This window comes from Stenotrophomonas sp. STEN030 (assembly GCF_056759995.1).
Genome location: NZ_JBRREB010000009.1, coordinates 69784 through 82293 on the forward strand (window position 1 = coordinate 69784; position 12510 = coordinate 82293).

A 12510-nucleotide genomic window follows, 5' to 3' on the forward strand; every position below is an offset into this window, starting at 1 on the left:
GGCTGAGTTTAGTATCAGCGCGCATTTTCCCAGACCGCGTTAAGCCTATGACCTGCGTCAGGGACTATAGAAGGAATCCATCGGGCGTACTTTTTCGCTGTTATCGTCCAGTCTCGGTGACCCATCTGCTTGGCCACCCACATCACGTTCTCGCCGGCACTCAATGCCTGGCTCGCGAAGGTGTGGCGCATCTGGTACGGGTAGCGGTACCGAATCCCGGCCTTCTTCAATGTCCGCTGCCAGCTGCCGGCACGAATGGTCTGGTCCGAGCCCCAGCGTGCGTTGGTCTTGGGGTCGTGGAAAACGAACTCGCCGGCCAACAGTGTATGCGCGCGCTGCGCCTTGAGGGCAGCCAACGCCGGCGCGACCAGGGAAACCTCACGTACGCCCGAGTCGGTCTTCGGCGCCTTCATCTTGCCCATGACCCAGGCGCGCCGGATTTTCACCGTGCCGCGGTTCCAATCGATGTCAGACCAGCAGAGGCCGATCATTTCCGATGTGCGCAAGCCGCTGGCAAAGTTGAACTGGCAGTAGTTGCGTACCTGCGGCTCGTCGCAGGCCGCCAAGATAGCCAGGACTTCCGAGGGGCTGAACGGATCCACCTCTTCGGGGGCATTGACCTTCGCTCTGCGGCGGACCTTGAAGCTGTCCATAGGGTTGGACTTGATCAGGTCGTCGTCGACGGCGTCATCAAGGGCCCCCCGAAGCGGCCCAAGCACGTTGTTGATCCGCTTGGCTGTCACCTCAGCCCCAAAGCTGGCAACCAGGTCACGGAGCTGGGCCCGGTCGAAGTCTCGCAGGGCGATGGTGCCGATGCGCGGAATCAGGATGTTCTTCACGATCCGGCTGTAGCCGATGATGGTGCTGTGCTCGAGCTCGTTTTGCTTGCTCGCCAGCCACCGATCCAGGACTGTTTTCAAGTCGTCCAGCGTCGCCGGCTTCTCGATGACCTGCCGGGCGCGCTTGCTTGTGGGGAAGTGCGCCGCATAGTCGAAAATGCCTTTTTCGATCTCGATCCGGATCTGGCCCAGCAGGTTCTCACAGAACCGAATATTGCGGGGGTTGGGCGGGAGCTTGATCCGCTCACGGCACCTGGCGCCGCGATAAGTAAAATCTATTTGGATGCTGCTCGGCGAAATTGCGCGGACACCGCTGCCCCGTTTTGGACCCACCATTCGTAACCCTCAATATCGATCAAAACACGGCCGTCAGGGGCCTTGATGTAGACAGCGCCCTCCAGCCAGTCGCCGCGCTTGATCTTGGATCTGGTCGCGTCGGGGGTGTAGCCGGTGAGCTCTTCGAATTTTTCGATGGTCACGAAGCGCAGCGGCCTCAGCAGTCCTCTTATCGAGGATTGTGAAAAAACCGGATTGGCGTTCATGGCTGTCCTGTCTTCCGTACGTCAAGGACCGGGTGGGTGGCGTTTAGTTGGGCGAGGAAGGCCGGCCACAGGGCTTCCCAGAATCCCTGCGCCTGCGGATTCGTTACGCTGCCAAATGGGCCGCCGCACTCCGTGAGGTGCCGGTGTAGCCAATCGCAGTCCAGCACCATTTGATGCCACTCGAACTCCGTGTTGACGTTCCAGAAGGCGTCAAACGCCTCGCGCGCATCCTCCTTCGACAGGTCCCGGTCGCGGCGCTCTCGGAGCAGTGCTGCTTTGGCCTGTTCCACAGCGTTATCGCCGCAGAACACGGTTGCCTCTGAACCCCACAGCTTGCCAATCAGGTATCCACGGTTGAGCTTGGCCAAGAAGCGCGCGGCTGGGCCACCCATACTCGACCAGTAGTGGCCGACGGTCCCGAAAGAGGTGTTGCACGTCAGCTCGCACCAATAATGCCGGCGGTCGCCTTCGCCCTCGACGCCCTCGCGCAGGTAGAACGAACCGAACTCGCCGTTGTTGCGCACTTGGATATGCAGCACCTCCGGCGCGGCGCGCAGTGCGGCGGTGATTGTTTCCACTGCGACGATCACCGGCACGACCTTTTCTTCGCCCATGAACTCGTAGGCGTTTCTAATTGCGTCTGCGGGCAGCAACTGTCGGGCGCGCTGCTGGTCATCCATTTGCGCCTTCCTTCTGCAGCTTTTTCAGCAGGCGGCACAGCTCGGTCACGGATTCCGGGTTGATCACGATGTGGCGGCCCTCCTGCTCCAGGATGACTTGCCCACCACCGTCAACTGAAGCCGCTATAGCCACCTCGGTGAAACCGTTGTCGTCGGTGGGCTGGTACAACACGTGAGCGTTGTCGAATAGGCGCGTGATCATTGGGACGCCCCTGGGTCGTTGGTGGCCGCCTGCATTGCGGTAGCCAGGGCCTCGCGCACATTGTCGGTGGGATGTTCATGCACAATGCGTCTCCCGCTGGGCGAGGACATGTCTTCCTCGATGACTCGCCAGCCCACATCGGCGTCGCCCATACCGGTTGGAAGATCCGTAGGCGCCACCTTCCATCGGTTGCGCTGTACGGCGTCTAGCAGGGCGGTGTCCTGCAATGCTGAGATCGCTGCTTGCAATGCGGCCCGCTCCAGCGTGAAGCGGGGCGCCTCATCGTTGCTGCTGGGGTAGTCATCGGCAAGTAAGTCGCGGAGAACTGCGGCCTGCTTTTCTCCGTCTGATCGATCGCTTTCAGTCATGGCGCGGGCGCCGAATAGGCGCGCGGGGACTCCCAGCGCCTGGTCAACCAGAAGCTGGGTCCTATAGCGGCATTCGTTGAAGCCCATACGCCAGGCTTGGCCGGGCTCTACATCATTAAATTGGTCGCCGATTTGCTCGCTCAGCCATTCGGGCAGCACGAGGCGGTGCAGGTCGAACGGCGTGGGCGCGAGGGCAAGTTCTCCCAGACGGTTCCACATGGTCACCTCTGTCTCCATGGCGGGCCGGCAGCTGTCATTTGCGAACACGACGATGTCGATGCCGGCGCGGCGCTCGATGGTGAAGTCCAGGGATAAGGGCGCGCTCACGGACGCACCTCGGCGCTGGTCGCTTTCATGCCCTCGTAGTCCACGCCGTCGTCTTCGGACTCGACGACGCGAACCTTGATGTTCGGCAGTCGGATGGCCTGTTGGATCTCCAACACGTCACCAGCCACGACTGCGCCGTTCGACCACTCCCTGCTGACCAGTTCGGTGATGGAGTCGAACGCCCTTTCTGAATCAGCATCGTTCCAGAACATGTTGGGCGCATCAGTGCCGCCCTTGGGGCTGGAGTCGATCAGGGCAAGCGGGCGAACGAAAACGGCGGCGGGGCCATCTTCGGTGTCGTGGACCATCACAAGGCGCCAGTGCTCGCCTGCCGGCGGCTCGGGCTTCCAGTTGGCCAGCCATGCGCAAGCATCGGGCTCATCTGCAACGTGGTCTTCGTCCGGGTATTCGCCATCGACCACAGCGAACGCGAAGCCCTGCGCCTTTACCAGCGGATCAAGGGCGCGCTCTTCGTCATCCGGGTTCGGCCACTGCGGCAGATCCGGATGGATCGCGCTCCATACCTTGACGCCATCCAGCTTGGGCATCAGTTCTGGGGCGTACAGGCCGCGCCACGGGTCGGCCGGGTCGATCCCCGGCGCCGCGGCGGGCCAGTCCAAACCCAGATAACGCGCGATCGCATAGGCGACTTCCAGTCGGCCATCTTCGTCAGGGGCTGCGTTGCCGGCGATTCGGTCGGCAAGACCGTGCATAACCGCGCGCTCGTCGATCTGAGCGGCAGCGAATGCTGCGTCCTTGGCAGTCACTGGATCGATTTCCTCGCCCGGAGCGAAGAAGGGCCCCGAAATGCGCACGGTCTTGTGGAAGTGTTCGGGATCCAGCCGCCCGTCGATCTCCATGGACCAGACGCCGTCAGCGTTGACCACCAATGGAACCGTGAAGCCCGGGCGCGCGCTGTCGCTGGCCAAGTAGATGCCCTGGCGCTGCAGCATGGTGCGCACCTCGGGCAGCAGCACGTCGATGACCTCGGCCTGGCCAATAAGGATGGGGTTGCGGGGGGTAGACATCAGCGGGCTCCAGGAAGGGCGGGGGTGCGCGGCTGCGGATCCACTGCGACGGTGGTGCGGCCGACTTCGTCGAAAAGCTTGATTGCGTCCAACTCGATCTTTACTGCGGAGATGTAGGTGACGGCGACCTGCGAGGTGGCTTTGGCCCGCTCAATCGTTTGGGCCATCTTCTCGGGCGTTGCACTGTCGTCGCCCAAGTTCTCGAGCATCGCGACCAGGTGGTCGCGGACGTCACTGACTTTGTTCTTCATCGCGCTGCTCCTTCGTGCGCTGATTGATCTTTCGGGTGATGCGGGCCTTCAGCAGCACGAGCTCGGCCAGCTCCTTCGGGTAGCGGGTGTGGAAGCTGTTGCGACGCATGTTCTCGGCGAGCGAGATCTGTTCCAGTCGGTCAGCGGTGATTTCGGTGGCCACCAAGGACTTCAGCCCAGGCTTGAACACCACGATGTGCCCGTCGGCTACTGGACCGTGGGCTGCTTCCCAGACCATCACGTGTACGGGTCGCCAGCGGTTGACCGGGAAGATGGACGGGTCGTCCGTGACCTTGCGCATCAGCACCCTGCGCTTCGGGCAGATCTTCTCGGTACCGATCGCCACATAGTTGCGGGCTTCATGGGCTGGCCGCCCCTTCTTGAACTGGGTCTCCCTCATCCGGCCGGCGTGCCAACCTGGGCGACGCAGCCCCTTGTTTGGCGGGATCCGGCCGGGCTGAAAGCGCGAAGCAACACTCTCGGGGGCGAGCGTTCCGTTCCAGAGGTGCGCAAGAGGGTGCGTCTCGAAATCTTCGGACTTTTTGAGCCCAAGCAGCTCGGCACGGCGATACACGGCCGACCGCGGCCGGCCCAGCACATGGGCGATCAGGAACGCTGGGAAATTCGGATAGTTGAGGCGCAAGGTCTCGTCCTCGTCGTCAGTCCACGGAGCGCGAAACTTCATTGCGCCTCCAAGCGAACTCGGGAGCATCGTCGAGCAGCCAGACATGGCGCACGTTGGCCACGTCCACCAGGTCGCGCGCTGCAGGAAAGATTTCCACAGCCCAACGGTCGCCGTAGCCGGCTTGGGCTTTGAGGTTCTGGATCTCGTCCCACGTGATTCCATCTGCCCAGCGGCCGTTGGCCAACATGCGCAGACGATTGATGGACAAACGCGGCGGCGCGCCATTTTCGACGTACTGCTGCACCAGAAAGGCACGGTTGCGCCAGACCCGCTCAGGCGGCCGCTGCAGGCCGGCCATGGCCGTTGGCCACAGGTGCCTTGGTACTTCGACCAATGCCTCTGGAAGCCCTCGGTGTTTGGCGGCCAATGCCCGTCGCTCGGCTCGATTGAATCTGCGCTCAGTCATGCCTGCGCGGCCTCCCGGTGGCTGGCCAGCTCATCCGGCGTGAGCAGCTCCTCGCGCGCAACATTCACAGCGCGCGGCGCCGTGATTCCGATGCGCACCTGGTTGCCCTTGATGCCAAGGACGGTGACGGCGACGTTGTCGCCGATGTGCATTACTTCGCCTTCGCGGCGGGTGAGAACGAGCATTGGTGTCTCCTGTTTCCATGGAGCCCGGCCGTGGGGGCGCGGCCGGGACGGGGTGATCAGTGGTTGCGGTTGAAGGGCACTAGCCCGTTGGAGCGGTTGAGCGTTCCGACGGCAATCTGCCGGCAGCGGCGCTGGCGTTCGCGATTGCCACCGCCATTCGGGGCCCAGCGAATCAGCCAGCGGCGGCGATCAGTGAGGAAGCCGCTCCAGCGTTCCGAGCGAGCGACGCGGCGGGTCTTCTTGATTTCAGGTTTCGGGGCCGGCTGCGGTGGACGGATCGGCTGGCTGCCTGCGAGCTTCGAGCCCAAGGCAAGCGCGACACCGAGCAGAAGGCGAGGGCGGTGGAACATGCGTAGACCTCCTACGGCGCCAATGCGCTGGTGGTGGGGGTTGGGGTGAGGTCGACGGAACGGTGCTTCGAATACGTAGGACCCTCGACAAGCGGAATGCCCGCCCAGGTCATGGCGCATGCCTCGACGTAAGCCGGCTTCACGCGCTTGCCGCGGACGCCTTCGGCCTTGCGGCGTTCGTTCTCGGAGCGGGCCACTGCGCGGGCGTCTGCACGAATGCGCGCGTTGATGCTACGGAGCAGGTAGGTGAAGTCCGCAGGACTGAGGCTGATCCGCTCGGGACACTTGCCGGCCAGTCGGAAGTAGTCGGCCAGTTCTTTCACCCGGCCGCGCAGCACCTCGAACTTCTGCTGCTTGCCGGTCGGGGAAACTGGGCGTTCGGGCTCAGCGCGCAAGCAGATCGTTGTGCTTGCGGCAGCACTCGGCTCGGGCAGATCCAGCGGTTCGTACCTGAGAAACGTTGCGGCCGCCTTGATGGCGTTCTGCCAGGCGTCTACCTGCTTGCTATCGACGTCGTACAGGGCCAGCAGACCGCCTTGGCCGGTCTTCCGGACGGATCCGCCACCACGGATGATGGTGACCACGTCGGACATCTTGGTGAGCCTCATGGTCAGCCCCCCGCCTTTGAGATCTTGAAGACGCGCTCCAAAAGCAGGAACAAGCGGCGGATCTCACCGCTCTGCAGCGCAAAGCGGGCGTCCAGCTCCGCGCGGCGGCTGTCTTCCTCGACCTGGTCCAGCTTGTCGAGCGCGCCGTCCAGGAACTTCAGCTTGCGAACGACCATGTCCTCGCCGAGCACGAACGACAGGTTGTCTTCGAGCACCAGCGCCAAGCGGGTGACCTGCTTGCCGGCGTCCAGATGCTTGTCGATCTCGTCGCAGCGCAGTTCCTGGTACTGGCACTTCACGACCGCGCCGCCCTGCGCGGGATCCTGCAGCTGGCACTCTTCGCCCAGGCTCAGGCCATCGGGCAGCGACTCGCCAGCAATCCAGTTGGTCAGGATCGAGCGTGGCGCCGCTTCGGTGTTGAGCGGCATCGCGGGGAAGCTCCCCAACATGCCGCGGATGTCGCTCATCACGTTCTCGCCGGTCTTGCGGCTGGACGTGTCGACGACGGCATAGCCGTGCTGCAGGTCCAGCAGCACATCGGTGCGGCCACTGGTGGTCAGCGCGCGCGGCAGCAGTTCGTGCAGCAAGTCATCCTTCAGGCGCTTGCGTTCGCGCCCGCCGGGCTTGCGACCCTCGTTCTGTTCGATCTGCTCCAGCTTCCGGCCCAGAGCGTCGTTCACCGCCGTGTTGGGCAGGATCTTCGACTCGGTACCGACGGTCAGCCACAGCGCGTCGCCGATGCGGTGCGAGAGGATCTCTTTCTCTTCGCGGCCGAAGGGGGAGATGAAGCCGCGGGACACCATCTCGAGCGCGCCAACTGGCTTGAGCTGGACCTGTGGCAACAGCGTGGCGATCTCCGAGAAGTCGGTCGACGCCGGGAAGCGGAACATGGTCAGGTTGCGGAAGAACATGAAGCGTCTCCAGGTGACTCGGAAGTGATGGACGTGCCGGCGGGCAGTTCGGTCATGCCCCAGGCGTAGATGGCATCTGCGGCCGCGCCATCCTCGTCCTCGGCCAGCACCTCATGCGGGCGGGCAATGCCCGGCGCGTAGACGAAGAACAGCTTCATGAGCGCCCCAATGCCGCGACCATGCGGCTGATCAGCTTCAGGTTCGGGCGCTTGCCGTCCTTCCATGCCGCACGTAGCGAGGCTCCGATCTGCTCGCGAAGTGCCAGCTGGCGGTGCGGATAGGCCACCGAAGCTGCGTAGTAGCGCTTCATCCGCTCCTCGGCGGTGCGCTCCCGCGAGTTCCGGAAAACAACGGCGTTCAACCCGTACTTCAGACACCCAATCTCTTGATTCACTGGAGGGGCTCCATGCGAGGAGGCTGAGCAGCAGCACCGGCAGAGCGGCGGCGATGCAGGCACCAACCAAAGTGCTGAGCAATGCTCGGCAGGCGATCAGGCACACGGCGGGCAGCTGGCATCCGACGCCAGGCCTTCTGGTGTGTGGTGCTTCCAGTGGTGGAAGTCGGCCCCTTCGTAGCCGCAGTGGCTGCAGATGCCGTCTTCAGTGAACTGGTGGTCGAGCGGTACCGGCTTGGCGATCTCCGGCAGCAGATTGCGGCCGAAAATGGCTTCGAACTGAGCGTCGACGCCGGACAGGGAAGGTGCGCTCATGCCTCGCCGCCCGTGGTCAGCCGATAGCCCACCTTCCAGACCACCAAGATCTTGTGCTCAGCACCGGCATCGGCAAGCTTCTTGCGCAGGCGGCTGACGATGACCTGCAGCGAGTTGGACTTCGGAGGATCGGCAGCGCCATACAGTGCTGCGTGCAGAATTGCCTGAGTAACGAATTGGCCAAGGTCCGCGTTGAGTTTCTCGTAGACCTTGTACTCGGCGACCGTGAGCCAGACGATCTTGCCAGCAGCACCACCCACCACCAGCGCGCGCTGCTCGGGCATCAGCTCGACGGTAGGCGCGCTCACGGGCGCACCTCTACGAAGGCCAGGTCATAGATGACGCATTGCGCCCGGGCTGCCGCAGGGGGTACGGCTTCCGGTGGGGAGTCCGGCACGATCGACAGGGGGATGATCGTGTTGGCCCGGGCGCAAGCGTCGGGGGAAACGGAATAGTCACCGCTGATCACGGCGTCGACGGCGTCGAGCGCCAGCTGCCAGCGGGGCCATGAGAAATCTTTGGCCATGAGGGCGGTGAGCCGCGTGCTGCAGTCGGGCACTGCGCCACCATCGCGAAAGCGGTTGAGGGCGGTGTTGGCCACGGTGGTGCGCAGCCCCCAATCGTTGGCGTCGGCCAAGTCGTAGACCGCCACCGCTGCACAGATACGCGGATGGGTGATAACCAGCTTCGCCGGCACGTGAGGTGCGCGGGTCGCTTCAGCCGATAGAGGCGGAGTCGTGGCGGGGGTGGGTTGCGGTGCAGCCCAGATGCCAGCAATGGCCGCGGCACCAGCGCCGAGGGCGAGGTAAAGCGAGGAAGACAGAAGCGTCATGCGATAGCCATCCCTGTGAGATGGCTCGCAAAATATTGCTTGAAACTTCAGGTGTCAAGCAAAAGTTTGCTATTGAGGTGCGCCGATATGCTTTGCACCGAGGTTGACGGCGCACTTCTGCATAAGATCCAAGAGGATATCGTCCACCAAATCCTCCTCCGGTGTGAACCCGGCCAGTTGAGCAAGTAGTGGGTTTGGGACAGGTTCGGTGAGCTTGGCATCCATGAAACCGCGGTTGATCGAGCGGTCCCAGAAGCTATAGTCGCTGTAGGGAATTGCATCAACCAAAGGAGCAGCAAAGGCGTAGTGTTCGGATTGATCTACCTTGAAAGCGCTGAAGTCAGAGGTGGAGATGCACCACACTCTGTACTCGTAGATGGCTCGACCGTGGAGATCACGGGCTTGCTGAAATGCTGTCAGTACGCCACAGCGCATCGCCTCGGGGTCCCTGTGCTTCCCGAAAAGTAGCCCGGCCAGATAGTTCACTTGTTCTGAGGGCTTAATGCCAGGAAGGGCGTTCACGCGTGCCTTATCCGGCCTTGCGCCCAACCGTCCCGGTCGTCGCAGTGAACCTAACTTCCGCGGAAGCGATCCGCGCGATGCTGGCTCGACCTTCATCGGAAGCAGCTACGAAGTCATGGAGAAGGCTGCCAAGCCGTTCGTCGGTCATAAGGTTGACGGGTATGCCTGGCAGGAACAGCACCCACGACGGCACCCTGAAGGCTGCAGCGATGCCATCCACTGTTCGTACGGTCGGGGAGGTGGAGTGTGTTGTGCCATAGGTGACTACATTGCCCACATTGCGTTGGGACAACCCCCCTCGCTTGGCAACTTTGACCTGAGAGTCGCCCGTCGCCTCCATGAGGCGGCGCACGTTTTCTGCTAGGACGAGATTTGAATCACTGCTCATGTGAGCAGAATATTGTTAGGGGCTCGCAAAGTATTTCTTCCGATGTGAGCAAAAGTTTGCTATATCTGCAGGCATGGACGCCGACACCCTTCTGCAGAAAACCGTGGGACGCCTTCGCGCACACGAAGGCCAATACGCGGAAATCGCCCGTCAGAACGAGCACATCAGCTACTCGTGGCTGACGAAACTGGCTCATGGCCAGATCACGAACCCAACCGTCTCGAGCCTCCAGCAGCTGATTGATGCCCTGGACCAGCACGAAGGTGTTGTGCGCGCTGCGCCGGCAGCGGCAACCGCGGACGTCACGCCCGAACAGGAAGACCCCGACCAGCGGCGCATCGTCCCCGTGGAGGAAGCCTGATGGTCACCTCCGCCAATGGCCCGCTGAAGGTGGACGGTGAGGACCTGATCGAGGCTTGCCTGGATCAGCTTGGCCGTCCGAAAGGCGTCAGTTCTTCCGCGGAATCGGCAGTTTCCCGAAGCGGGATGTCGGCCATTCCTCAATCTGAAACTCGAGGCCTTCTGCTGACCGGGTTTCCCCGCAGAGCACAGCTCTGGGAACTACGGTCTGTACCGTTAGATCCACGAGTCCCATCGCCCCGTGCTGGAAGGCCAGTCCTTCGAGGCGAATGGCTCGCTCTGGCGTTTGCAGCCCTTCGTCAGGCCATTCGAGCCAAAAGGGAACCAGCCAATGCTCGAGGGGGCCGAGCTTGAGCACATCAATCTTCGAAATGCCGTCTCCGGTGCTGACGTACGCCGTCAGGTATTCCACTTCCATGCCTTCCTCCGGTAGCGATCTGGTTGGGTTGGACCTCCAATCCTACTGGCAGGTGGGCGCCCTCTGTTTCAGTCGTATGGAGCAATCCTGATGGTCACCAAGAACCTCGGCAATCCTCGGGATGGGGCAGGGCAAGGCAAGGCGCCCTGGTGGGCGCTGCCTGATCGGTGGAACCCAAGAGTGTGGGTTCGCGATTGGCTCAACAAGGCAACCCGATGCGAGCTGTTGGCTATCGAAGCGAAGCGCGCCGAATACGCCGCCGAGCACATCGCGTTGCAGACAGAGATTGCCTCCCGGGCTGCTGCACGGGTGAGTTTTAACTTTCTTGGGGAGACCGAGAGTGATCTGCCTGAGCCCGCTTTGCCCTTGCACGGTCCACACGAGTCAGTAGCTGATCGAACGTCCCTCGGAAGCTTATCGCCATCGCCGCGGACGCCGGCTGGGCAGTCTCCTCAAGGCTCTGCCGAGCAGTCCTCAGGTTGGTCTCCAAGCGATCCAGGTCTGGACTCATCCCCATGAGTACCTGCACAGCGATGTTGTTAGCCAGAAGGCCGCCGGTTAGTTCGTCGAGCTTGGCGTCAAGAGCTTGTATCTGCCGTCGCTGCAGGTTTGTGATGTTGCGGAGCTCGATTTCCGTTGGCGATTCCATGGTGTTCTCCGTGGTGGGTGTGTTTGGCTCGCACCTGCAAGCCTACCCGGAGAACACCACCTATTCACGGGTGGCTGCCGCATGAGCAAGCCACCCTTGGACATCAAGAACCCCACGCTGGCGGCCGCGATTCTTCGCCGCCTCGGCGCTCTGGAGCGTGCCCACCTATCTCATGCGCGGCGGACCGCAGAGCTGGAGCGTCAGGTAGTTGGCCTCCAGCAGGAGGTATCCAAGTTGCGCCGGAGGGAGCTCAGTCGCGCTCCCGCTCTGGTGTTCGGTCCGGAGCACCTCGAACTGTCCCTCGCGATTGAGGGTCGTCCTTTTGTGCCCGAGCACGCTCTGCAAGCGCTCGAGCGCGCTGCAGGCGCACCAGCAGTACATGGAGTTCGGCTAGACATTCCCGCGCGTGAGCCTTTTCTGCAGCGCTGGCGTCGGCGGATCGGACTATACGCTCGAGCCTCTCAGCGTGCTCCTTCAGCGCCCGCAGCAGCACTGCGGGTTGCGGATGACTGTCAATGAGCAGGGGGAACAGCGCCCGCACGAGCCCAAGGCGCGCGACGGCATCGATGTGGATCTCGTCGCTCGCATCTGTCACACGGGCATCCCTGCAGTTTGTATCGCTTCCCATTTTTTCATCGCGCGCTGTGGTCGGTCTGTCCGGCAGCGCCCGACCCGCAGTAGGGCAACGCCTGACCAGGCGCCCCACAATCAACCACGGACTCCAAAATGACCTGGACAACAGAAGCGTGGCTGCGTGAGGCGCTGGGCGCCCTTAAACGCACCCTCGACGTCGACGCGCGCACCAAGAACGAGATGGTGCAATTCCTGCTGGATGAGGGCTTCTGGGACAAAGAGAAGCTGTCGACGTGGGAAAGCGCGATCGCGAAGTTCAACAGCTGCTTGAACCCCAACAAGTCGGAGTTCTTCAAGGTCGGCGAGCTGTGGGCGCTGTCCAAGCGCTTCGGCCGGCATGACCTGTTCCTGGCGATGGCCGCTGACCTTGGCTATGAGGTGCGCCGCCTGCCTACGGAGGAGCGCCAGCAGGAGCTGCTCGAGCAGCTCGCGCACCTGCAGACCCAGCACGGCGAAGCCCTTGAGCGGATCAGCACGCAGCTCACTCAGCTTCAGGCTGCACCACCTGCGCCGCCGGCGCTGCCGATCATTCCTGGTCAGCGGCAGCACTTCAGTAAGCAGGAATGGCCATACGGCGCCGGCTCGTCCGTGGTTGCTCGGGATGGGTGCCCGTAGTC

General features: G+C 62.7%; 22 protein-coding genes. 2 read left to right on the forward strand and 20 right to left on the reverse strand.

Features of this window, described 5'->3' with window-relative positions; all coding sequences use genetic code 11:
* Nucleotides 1–14: 14 nt before the first annotated feature.
* From ACVOLR_RS04730 to ACVOLR_RS04820, 19 genes are all read right to left on the reverse strand, one after another.
* Nucleotides 15–1175, reverse strand: a complete 1161-nt coding sequence (locus tag ACVOLR_RS04730; RefSeq protein ID WP_481535403.1) for an Arm DNA-binding domain-containing protein — start codon at nt 1173–1175, stop codon at nt 15–17.
* On the reverse strand, nt 1115–1381 hold the full coding sequence (locus tag ACVOLR_RS04735) for an excisionase (RefSeq protein ID WP_481535404.1): 267 nt from the start codon (nt 1379–1381) through the stop codon (nt 1115–1117). Before ACVOLR_RS04735 ends, ACVOLR_RS04730 begins: the two co-directional genes overlap by 61 nt.
* Complete coding sequence (locus tag ACVOLR_RS04740; protein ID WP_481535405.1) at nt 1378–2061, reverse strand: phiTE_072 family protein; 684 nt, start codon at nt 2059–2061, stop codon at nt 1378–1380. Before ACVOLR_RS04740 ends, ACVOLR_RS04735 begins: the two co-directional genes overlap by 4 nt.
* Nucleotides 2054–2263, reverse strand: a complete 210-nt coding sequence (locus tag ACVOLR_RS04745) for a hypothetical protein (protein ID WP_481535406.1) — start codon at nt 2261–2263, stop codon at nt 2054–2056. Before ACVOLR_RS04745 ends, ACVOLR_RS04740 begins: the two co-directional genes overlap by 8 nt.
* Nucleotides 2260–2958, reverse strand: a complete 699-nt coding sequence (locus tag ACVOLR_RS04750; protein WP_481535407.1) for a hypothetical protein — start codon at nt 2956–2958, stop codon at nt 2260–2262. Before ACVOLR_RS04750 ends, ACVOLR_RS04745 begins: the two co-directional genes overlap by 4 nt.
* A complete protein-coding gene (locus ACVOLR_RS04755) occupies nt 2955–3986 on the reverse strand; it encodes an early set domain-containing protein (RefSeq protein ID WP_481535408.1) in 1032 nt (343 codons plus the stop codon). Before ACVOLR_RS04755 ends, ACVOLR_RS04750 begins: the two co-directional genes overlap by 4 nt.
* Entirely contained in the window at nt 3986–4237 is a 252-nt protein-coding gene (locus ACVOLR_RS04760) for a hypothetical protein (protein WP_481535409.1), read from the reverse strand. Before ACVOLR_RS04760 ends, ACVOLR_RS04755 begins: the two co-directional genes overlap by 1 nt.
* On the reverse strand, nt 4218–4922 hold the full coding sequence (locus ACVOLR_RS04765) for an HNH endonuclease family protein (protein WP_481535410.1): 705 nt from the start codon (nt 4920–4922) through the stop codon (nt 4218–4220). Before ACVOLR_RS04765 ends, ACVOLR_RS04760 begins: the two co-directional genes overlap by 20 nt.
* Nucleotides 4897–5220 carry a DUF7694 domain-containing protein gene (locus tag ACVOLR_RS04770; protein ID WP_481535411.1) on the reverse strand — a complete coding sequence of 108 codons (324 nt, stop codon included), beginning with the start codon at nt 5218–5220 and terminating at the stop codon, nt 4897–4899. The genes ACVOLR_RS04765 and ACVOLR_RS04770 overlap by 26 nt, the downstream gene beginning before the upstream one ends.
* 104 nt (nt 5221–5324) lie before the next feature.
* Entirely contained in the window at nt 5325–5513 is a 189-nt protein-coding gene (gene csrA / locus ACVOLR_RS04775; RefSeq protein WP_481535412.1) for a carbon storage regulator CsrA, read from the reverse strand.
* Nucleotides 5514–5569: 56 nt separating this feature from the next.
* Nucleotides 5570–5863 (reverse strand): hypothetical protein, encoded by a 294-nt coding sequence (locus tag ACVOLR_RS04780; protein WP_481535413.1) that lies wholly within the window; start codon nt 5861–5863, stop codon nt 5570–5572.
* An 11-nt stretch (nt 5864–5874) separates the two neighbouring features.
* Nucleotides 5875–6456: a hypothetical protein gene (locus tag ACVOLR_RS04785; protein WP_481535414.1), complete on the reverse strand. Its 582-nt coding sequence runs from the start codon at nt 6454–6456 to the stop codon at nt 5875–5877.
* 17 nt (nt 6457–6473) lie between these two features.
* Nucleotides 6474–7382, reverse strand: coding sequence for a recombination-associated protein RdgC (locus ACVOLR_RS04790; protein WP_481535415.1), 909 nt, complete (start codon nt 7380–7382; stop codon nt 6474–6476).
* Entirely contained in the window at nt 7364–7540 is a 177-nt protein-coding gene (locus ACVOLR_RS04795) for a hypothetical protein (protein WP_481535416.1), read from the reverse strand. The genes ACVOLR_RS04790 and ACVOLR_RS04795 overlap by 19 nt, the downstream gene beginning before the upstream one ends.
* Nucleotides 7537–7743 (reverse strand): hypothetical protein, encoded by a 207-nt coding sequence (locus ACVOLR_RS04800; protein ID WP_481535417.1) that lies wholly within the window; start codon nt 7741–7743, stop codon nt 7537–7539. The genes ACVOLR_RS04795 and ACVOLR_RS04800 overlap by 4 nt, the downstream gene beginning before the upstream one ends.
* 129 nt (nt 7744–7872) lie before the next feature.
* The gene (locus ACVOLR_RS04805; protein ID WP_481535418.1) at nt 7873–8091 is read right to left on the reverse strand and encodes a hypothetical protein; all 219 of its coding nucleotides are present in this window, start codon (nt 8089–8091) and stop codon (nt 7873–7875) included.
* Entirely contained in the window at nt 8088–8399 is a 312-nt protein-coding gene (locus ACVOLR_RS04810) for a helix-turn-helix domain-containing protein (protein WP_481535419.1), read from the reverse strand. Before ACVOLR_RS04810 ends, ACVOLR_RS04805 begins: the two co-directional genes overlap by 4 nt.
* Nucleotides 8396–8923, reverse strand: a complete 528-nt coding sequence (locus ACVOLR_RS04815) for a hypothetical protein (RefSeq protein ID WP_481535420.1) — start codon at nt 8921–8923, stop codon at nt 8396–8398. Before ACVOLR_RS04815 ends, ACVOLR_RS04810 begins: the two co-directional genes overlap by 4 nt.
* Before the next feature lie 69 nt (nt 8924–8992).
* Nucleotides 8993–9445 carry a hypothetical protein gene (locus tag ACVOLR_RS04820; protein ID WP_481535421.1) on the reverse strand — a complete coding sequence of 151 codons (453 nt, stop codon included), beginning with the start codon at nt 9443–9445 and terminating at the stop codon, nt 8993–8995.
* A 461-nt stretch (nt 9446–9906) separates the two neighbouring features.
* On the opposite strand from ACVOLR_RS04820, the gene ACVOLR_RS04825 reads away from it, so the two are divergent.
* Nucleotides 9907–10194: a hypothetical protein gene (locus ACVOLR_RS04825; protein ID WP_481535422.1), complete on the forward strand. Its 288-nt coding sequence runs from the start codon at nt 9907–9909 to the stop codon at nt 10192–10194.
* Nucleotides 10195–10281: 87 nt separating this feature from the next.
* Here ACVOLR_RS04825 and ACVOLR_RS04830 read toward each other — a convergent pair whose 3' ends face one another.
* Nucleotides 10282–10611, reverse strand: a complete 330-nt coding sequence (locus ACVOLR_RS04830) for a hypothetical protein (RefSeq protein ID WP_481535423.1) — start codon at nt 10609–10611, stop codon at nt 10282–10284.
* A gap of 1375 nt (nt 10612–11986) precedes the next feature.
* Here ACVOLR_RS04830 and ACVOLR_RS04835 point away from each other — a divergent pair.
* The gene (locus ACVOLR_RS04835; protein ID WP_481535424.1) at nt 11987–12508 is read left to right on the forward strand and encodes a phage regulatory CII family protein; all 522 of its coding nucleotides are present in this window, start codon (nt 11987–11989) and stop codon (nt 12506–12508) included.
* The last annotated feature ends 2 nt before the right edge of the window (nt 12509–12510 follow it).

What these genes read in the sequence shown, in the direction of transcription:
- csrA (WP_481535412.1), bottom strand. Translation starts at nt 5,513, where the DNA reads ATGCTCGTTCTCACCCGCCGCGAAGGCGAAGTAATGCACATCGGCGAC.
- ACVOLR_RS04730 (WP_481535403.1), bottom strand. Translation starts at nt 1,175, where the DNA reads ATGGTGGGTCCAAAACGGGGCAGCGGTGTCCGCGCAATTTCGCCGAGC.
- ACVOLR_RS04735 (WP_481535404.1), bottom strand. Translation starts at nt 1,381, where the DNA reads ATGAACGCCAATCCGGTTTTTTCACAATCCTCGATAAGAGGACTGCTG.
- ACVOLR_RS04795 (WP_481535416.1), bottom strand. Translation starts at nt 7,540, where the DNA reads ATGAAGCTGTTCTTCGTCTACGCGCCGGGCATTGCCCGCCCGCATGAG.
- ACVOLR_RS04825 (WP_481535422.1), top strand. Translation starts at nt 9,907, where the DNA reads ATGGACGCCGACACCCTTCTGCAGAAAACCGTGGGACGCCTTCGCGCA.
- ACVOLR_RS04805 (WP_481535418.1), bottom strand. Translation starts at nt 8,091, where the DNA reads ATGAGCGCACCTTCCCTGTCCGGCGTCGACGCTCAGTTCGAAGCCATT.
- ACVOLR_RS04770 (WP_481535411.1), bottom strand. Translation starts at nt 5,220, where the DNA reads ATGGCCGGCCTGCAGCGGCCGCCTGAGCGGGTCTGGCGCAACCGTGCC.
- ACVOLR_RS04745 (WP_481535406.1), bottom strand. Translation starts at nt 2,263, where the DNA reads ATGATCACGCGCCTATTCGACAACGCTCACGTGTTGTACCAGCCCACC.
- ACVOLR_RS04780 (WP_481535413.1), bottom strand. Translation starts at nt 5,863, where the DNA reads ATGTTCCACCGCCCTCGCCTTCTGCTCGGTGTCGCGCTTGCCTTGGGC.
- ACVOLR_RS04765 (WP_481535410.1), bottom strand. Translation starts at nt 4,922, where the DNA reads ATGAAGTTTCGCGCTCCGTGGACTGACGACGAGGACGAGACCTTGCGC.
- ACVOLR_RS04785 (WP_481535414.1), bottom strand. Translation starts at nt 6,456, where the DNA reads ATGTCCGACGTGGTCACCATCATCCGTGGTGGCGGATCCGTCCGGAAG.
- ACVOLR_RS04760 (WP_481535409.1), bottom strand. Translation starts at nt 4,237, where the DNA reads ATGAAGAACAAAGTCAGTGACGTCCGCGACCACCTGGTCGCGATGCTC.
- ACVOLR_RS04835 (WP_481535424.1), top strand. Translation starts at nt 11,987, where the DNA reads ATGACCTGGACAACAGAAGCGTGGCTGCGTGAGGCGCTGGGCGCCCTT.
- ACVOLR_RS04815 (WP_481535420.1), bottom strand. Translation starts at nt 8,923, where the DNA reads ATGACGCTTCTGTCTTCCTCGCTTTACCTCGCCCTCGGCGCTGGTGCC.
- ACVOLR_RS04790 (WP_481535415.1), bottom strand. Translation starts at nt 7,382, where the DNA reads ATGTTCTTCCGCAACCTGACCATGTTCCGCTTCCCGGCGTCGACCGAC.
- ACVOLR_RS04830 (WP_481535423.1), bottom strand. Translation starts at nt 10,611, where the DNA reads ATGGAAGTGGAATACCTGACGGCGTACGTCAGCACCGGAGACGGCATT.
- ACVOLR_RS04740 (WP_481535405.1), bottom strand. Translation starts at nt 2,061, where the DNA reads ATGGATGACCAGCAGCGCGCCCGACAGTTGCTGCCCGCAGACGCAATT.
- ACVOLR_RS04755 (WP_481535408.1), bottom strand. Translation starts at nt 3,986, where the DNA reads ATGTCTACCCCCCGCAACCCCATCCTTATTGGCCAGGCCGAGGTCATC.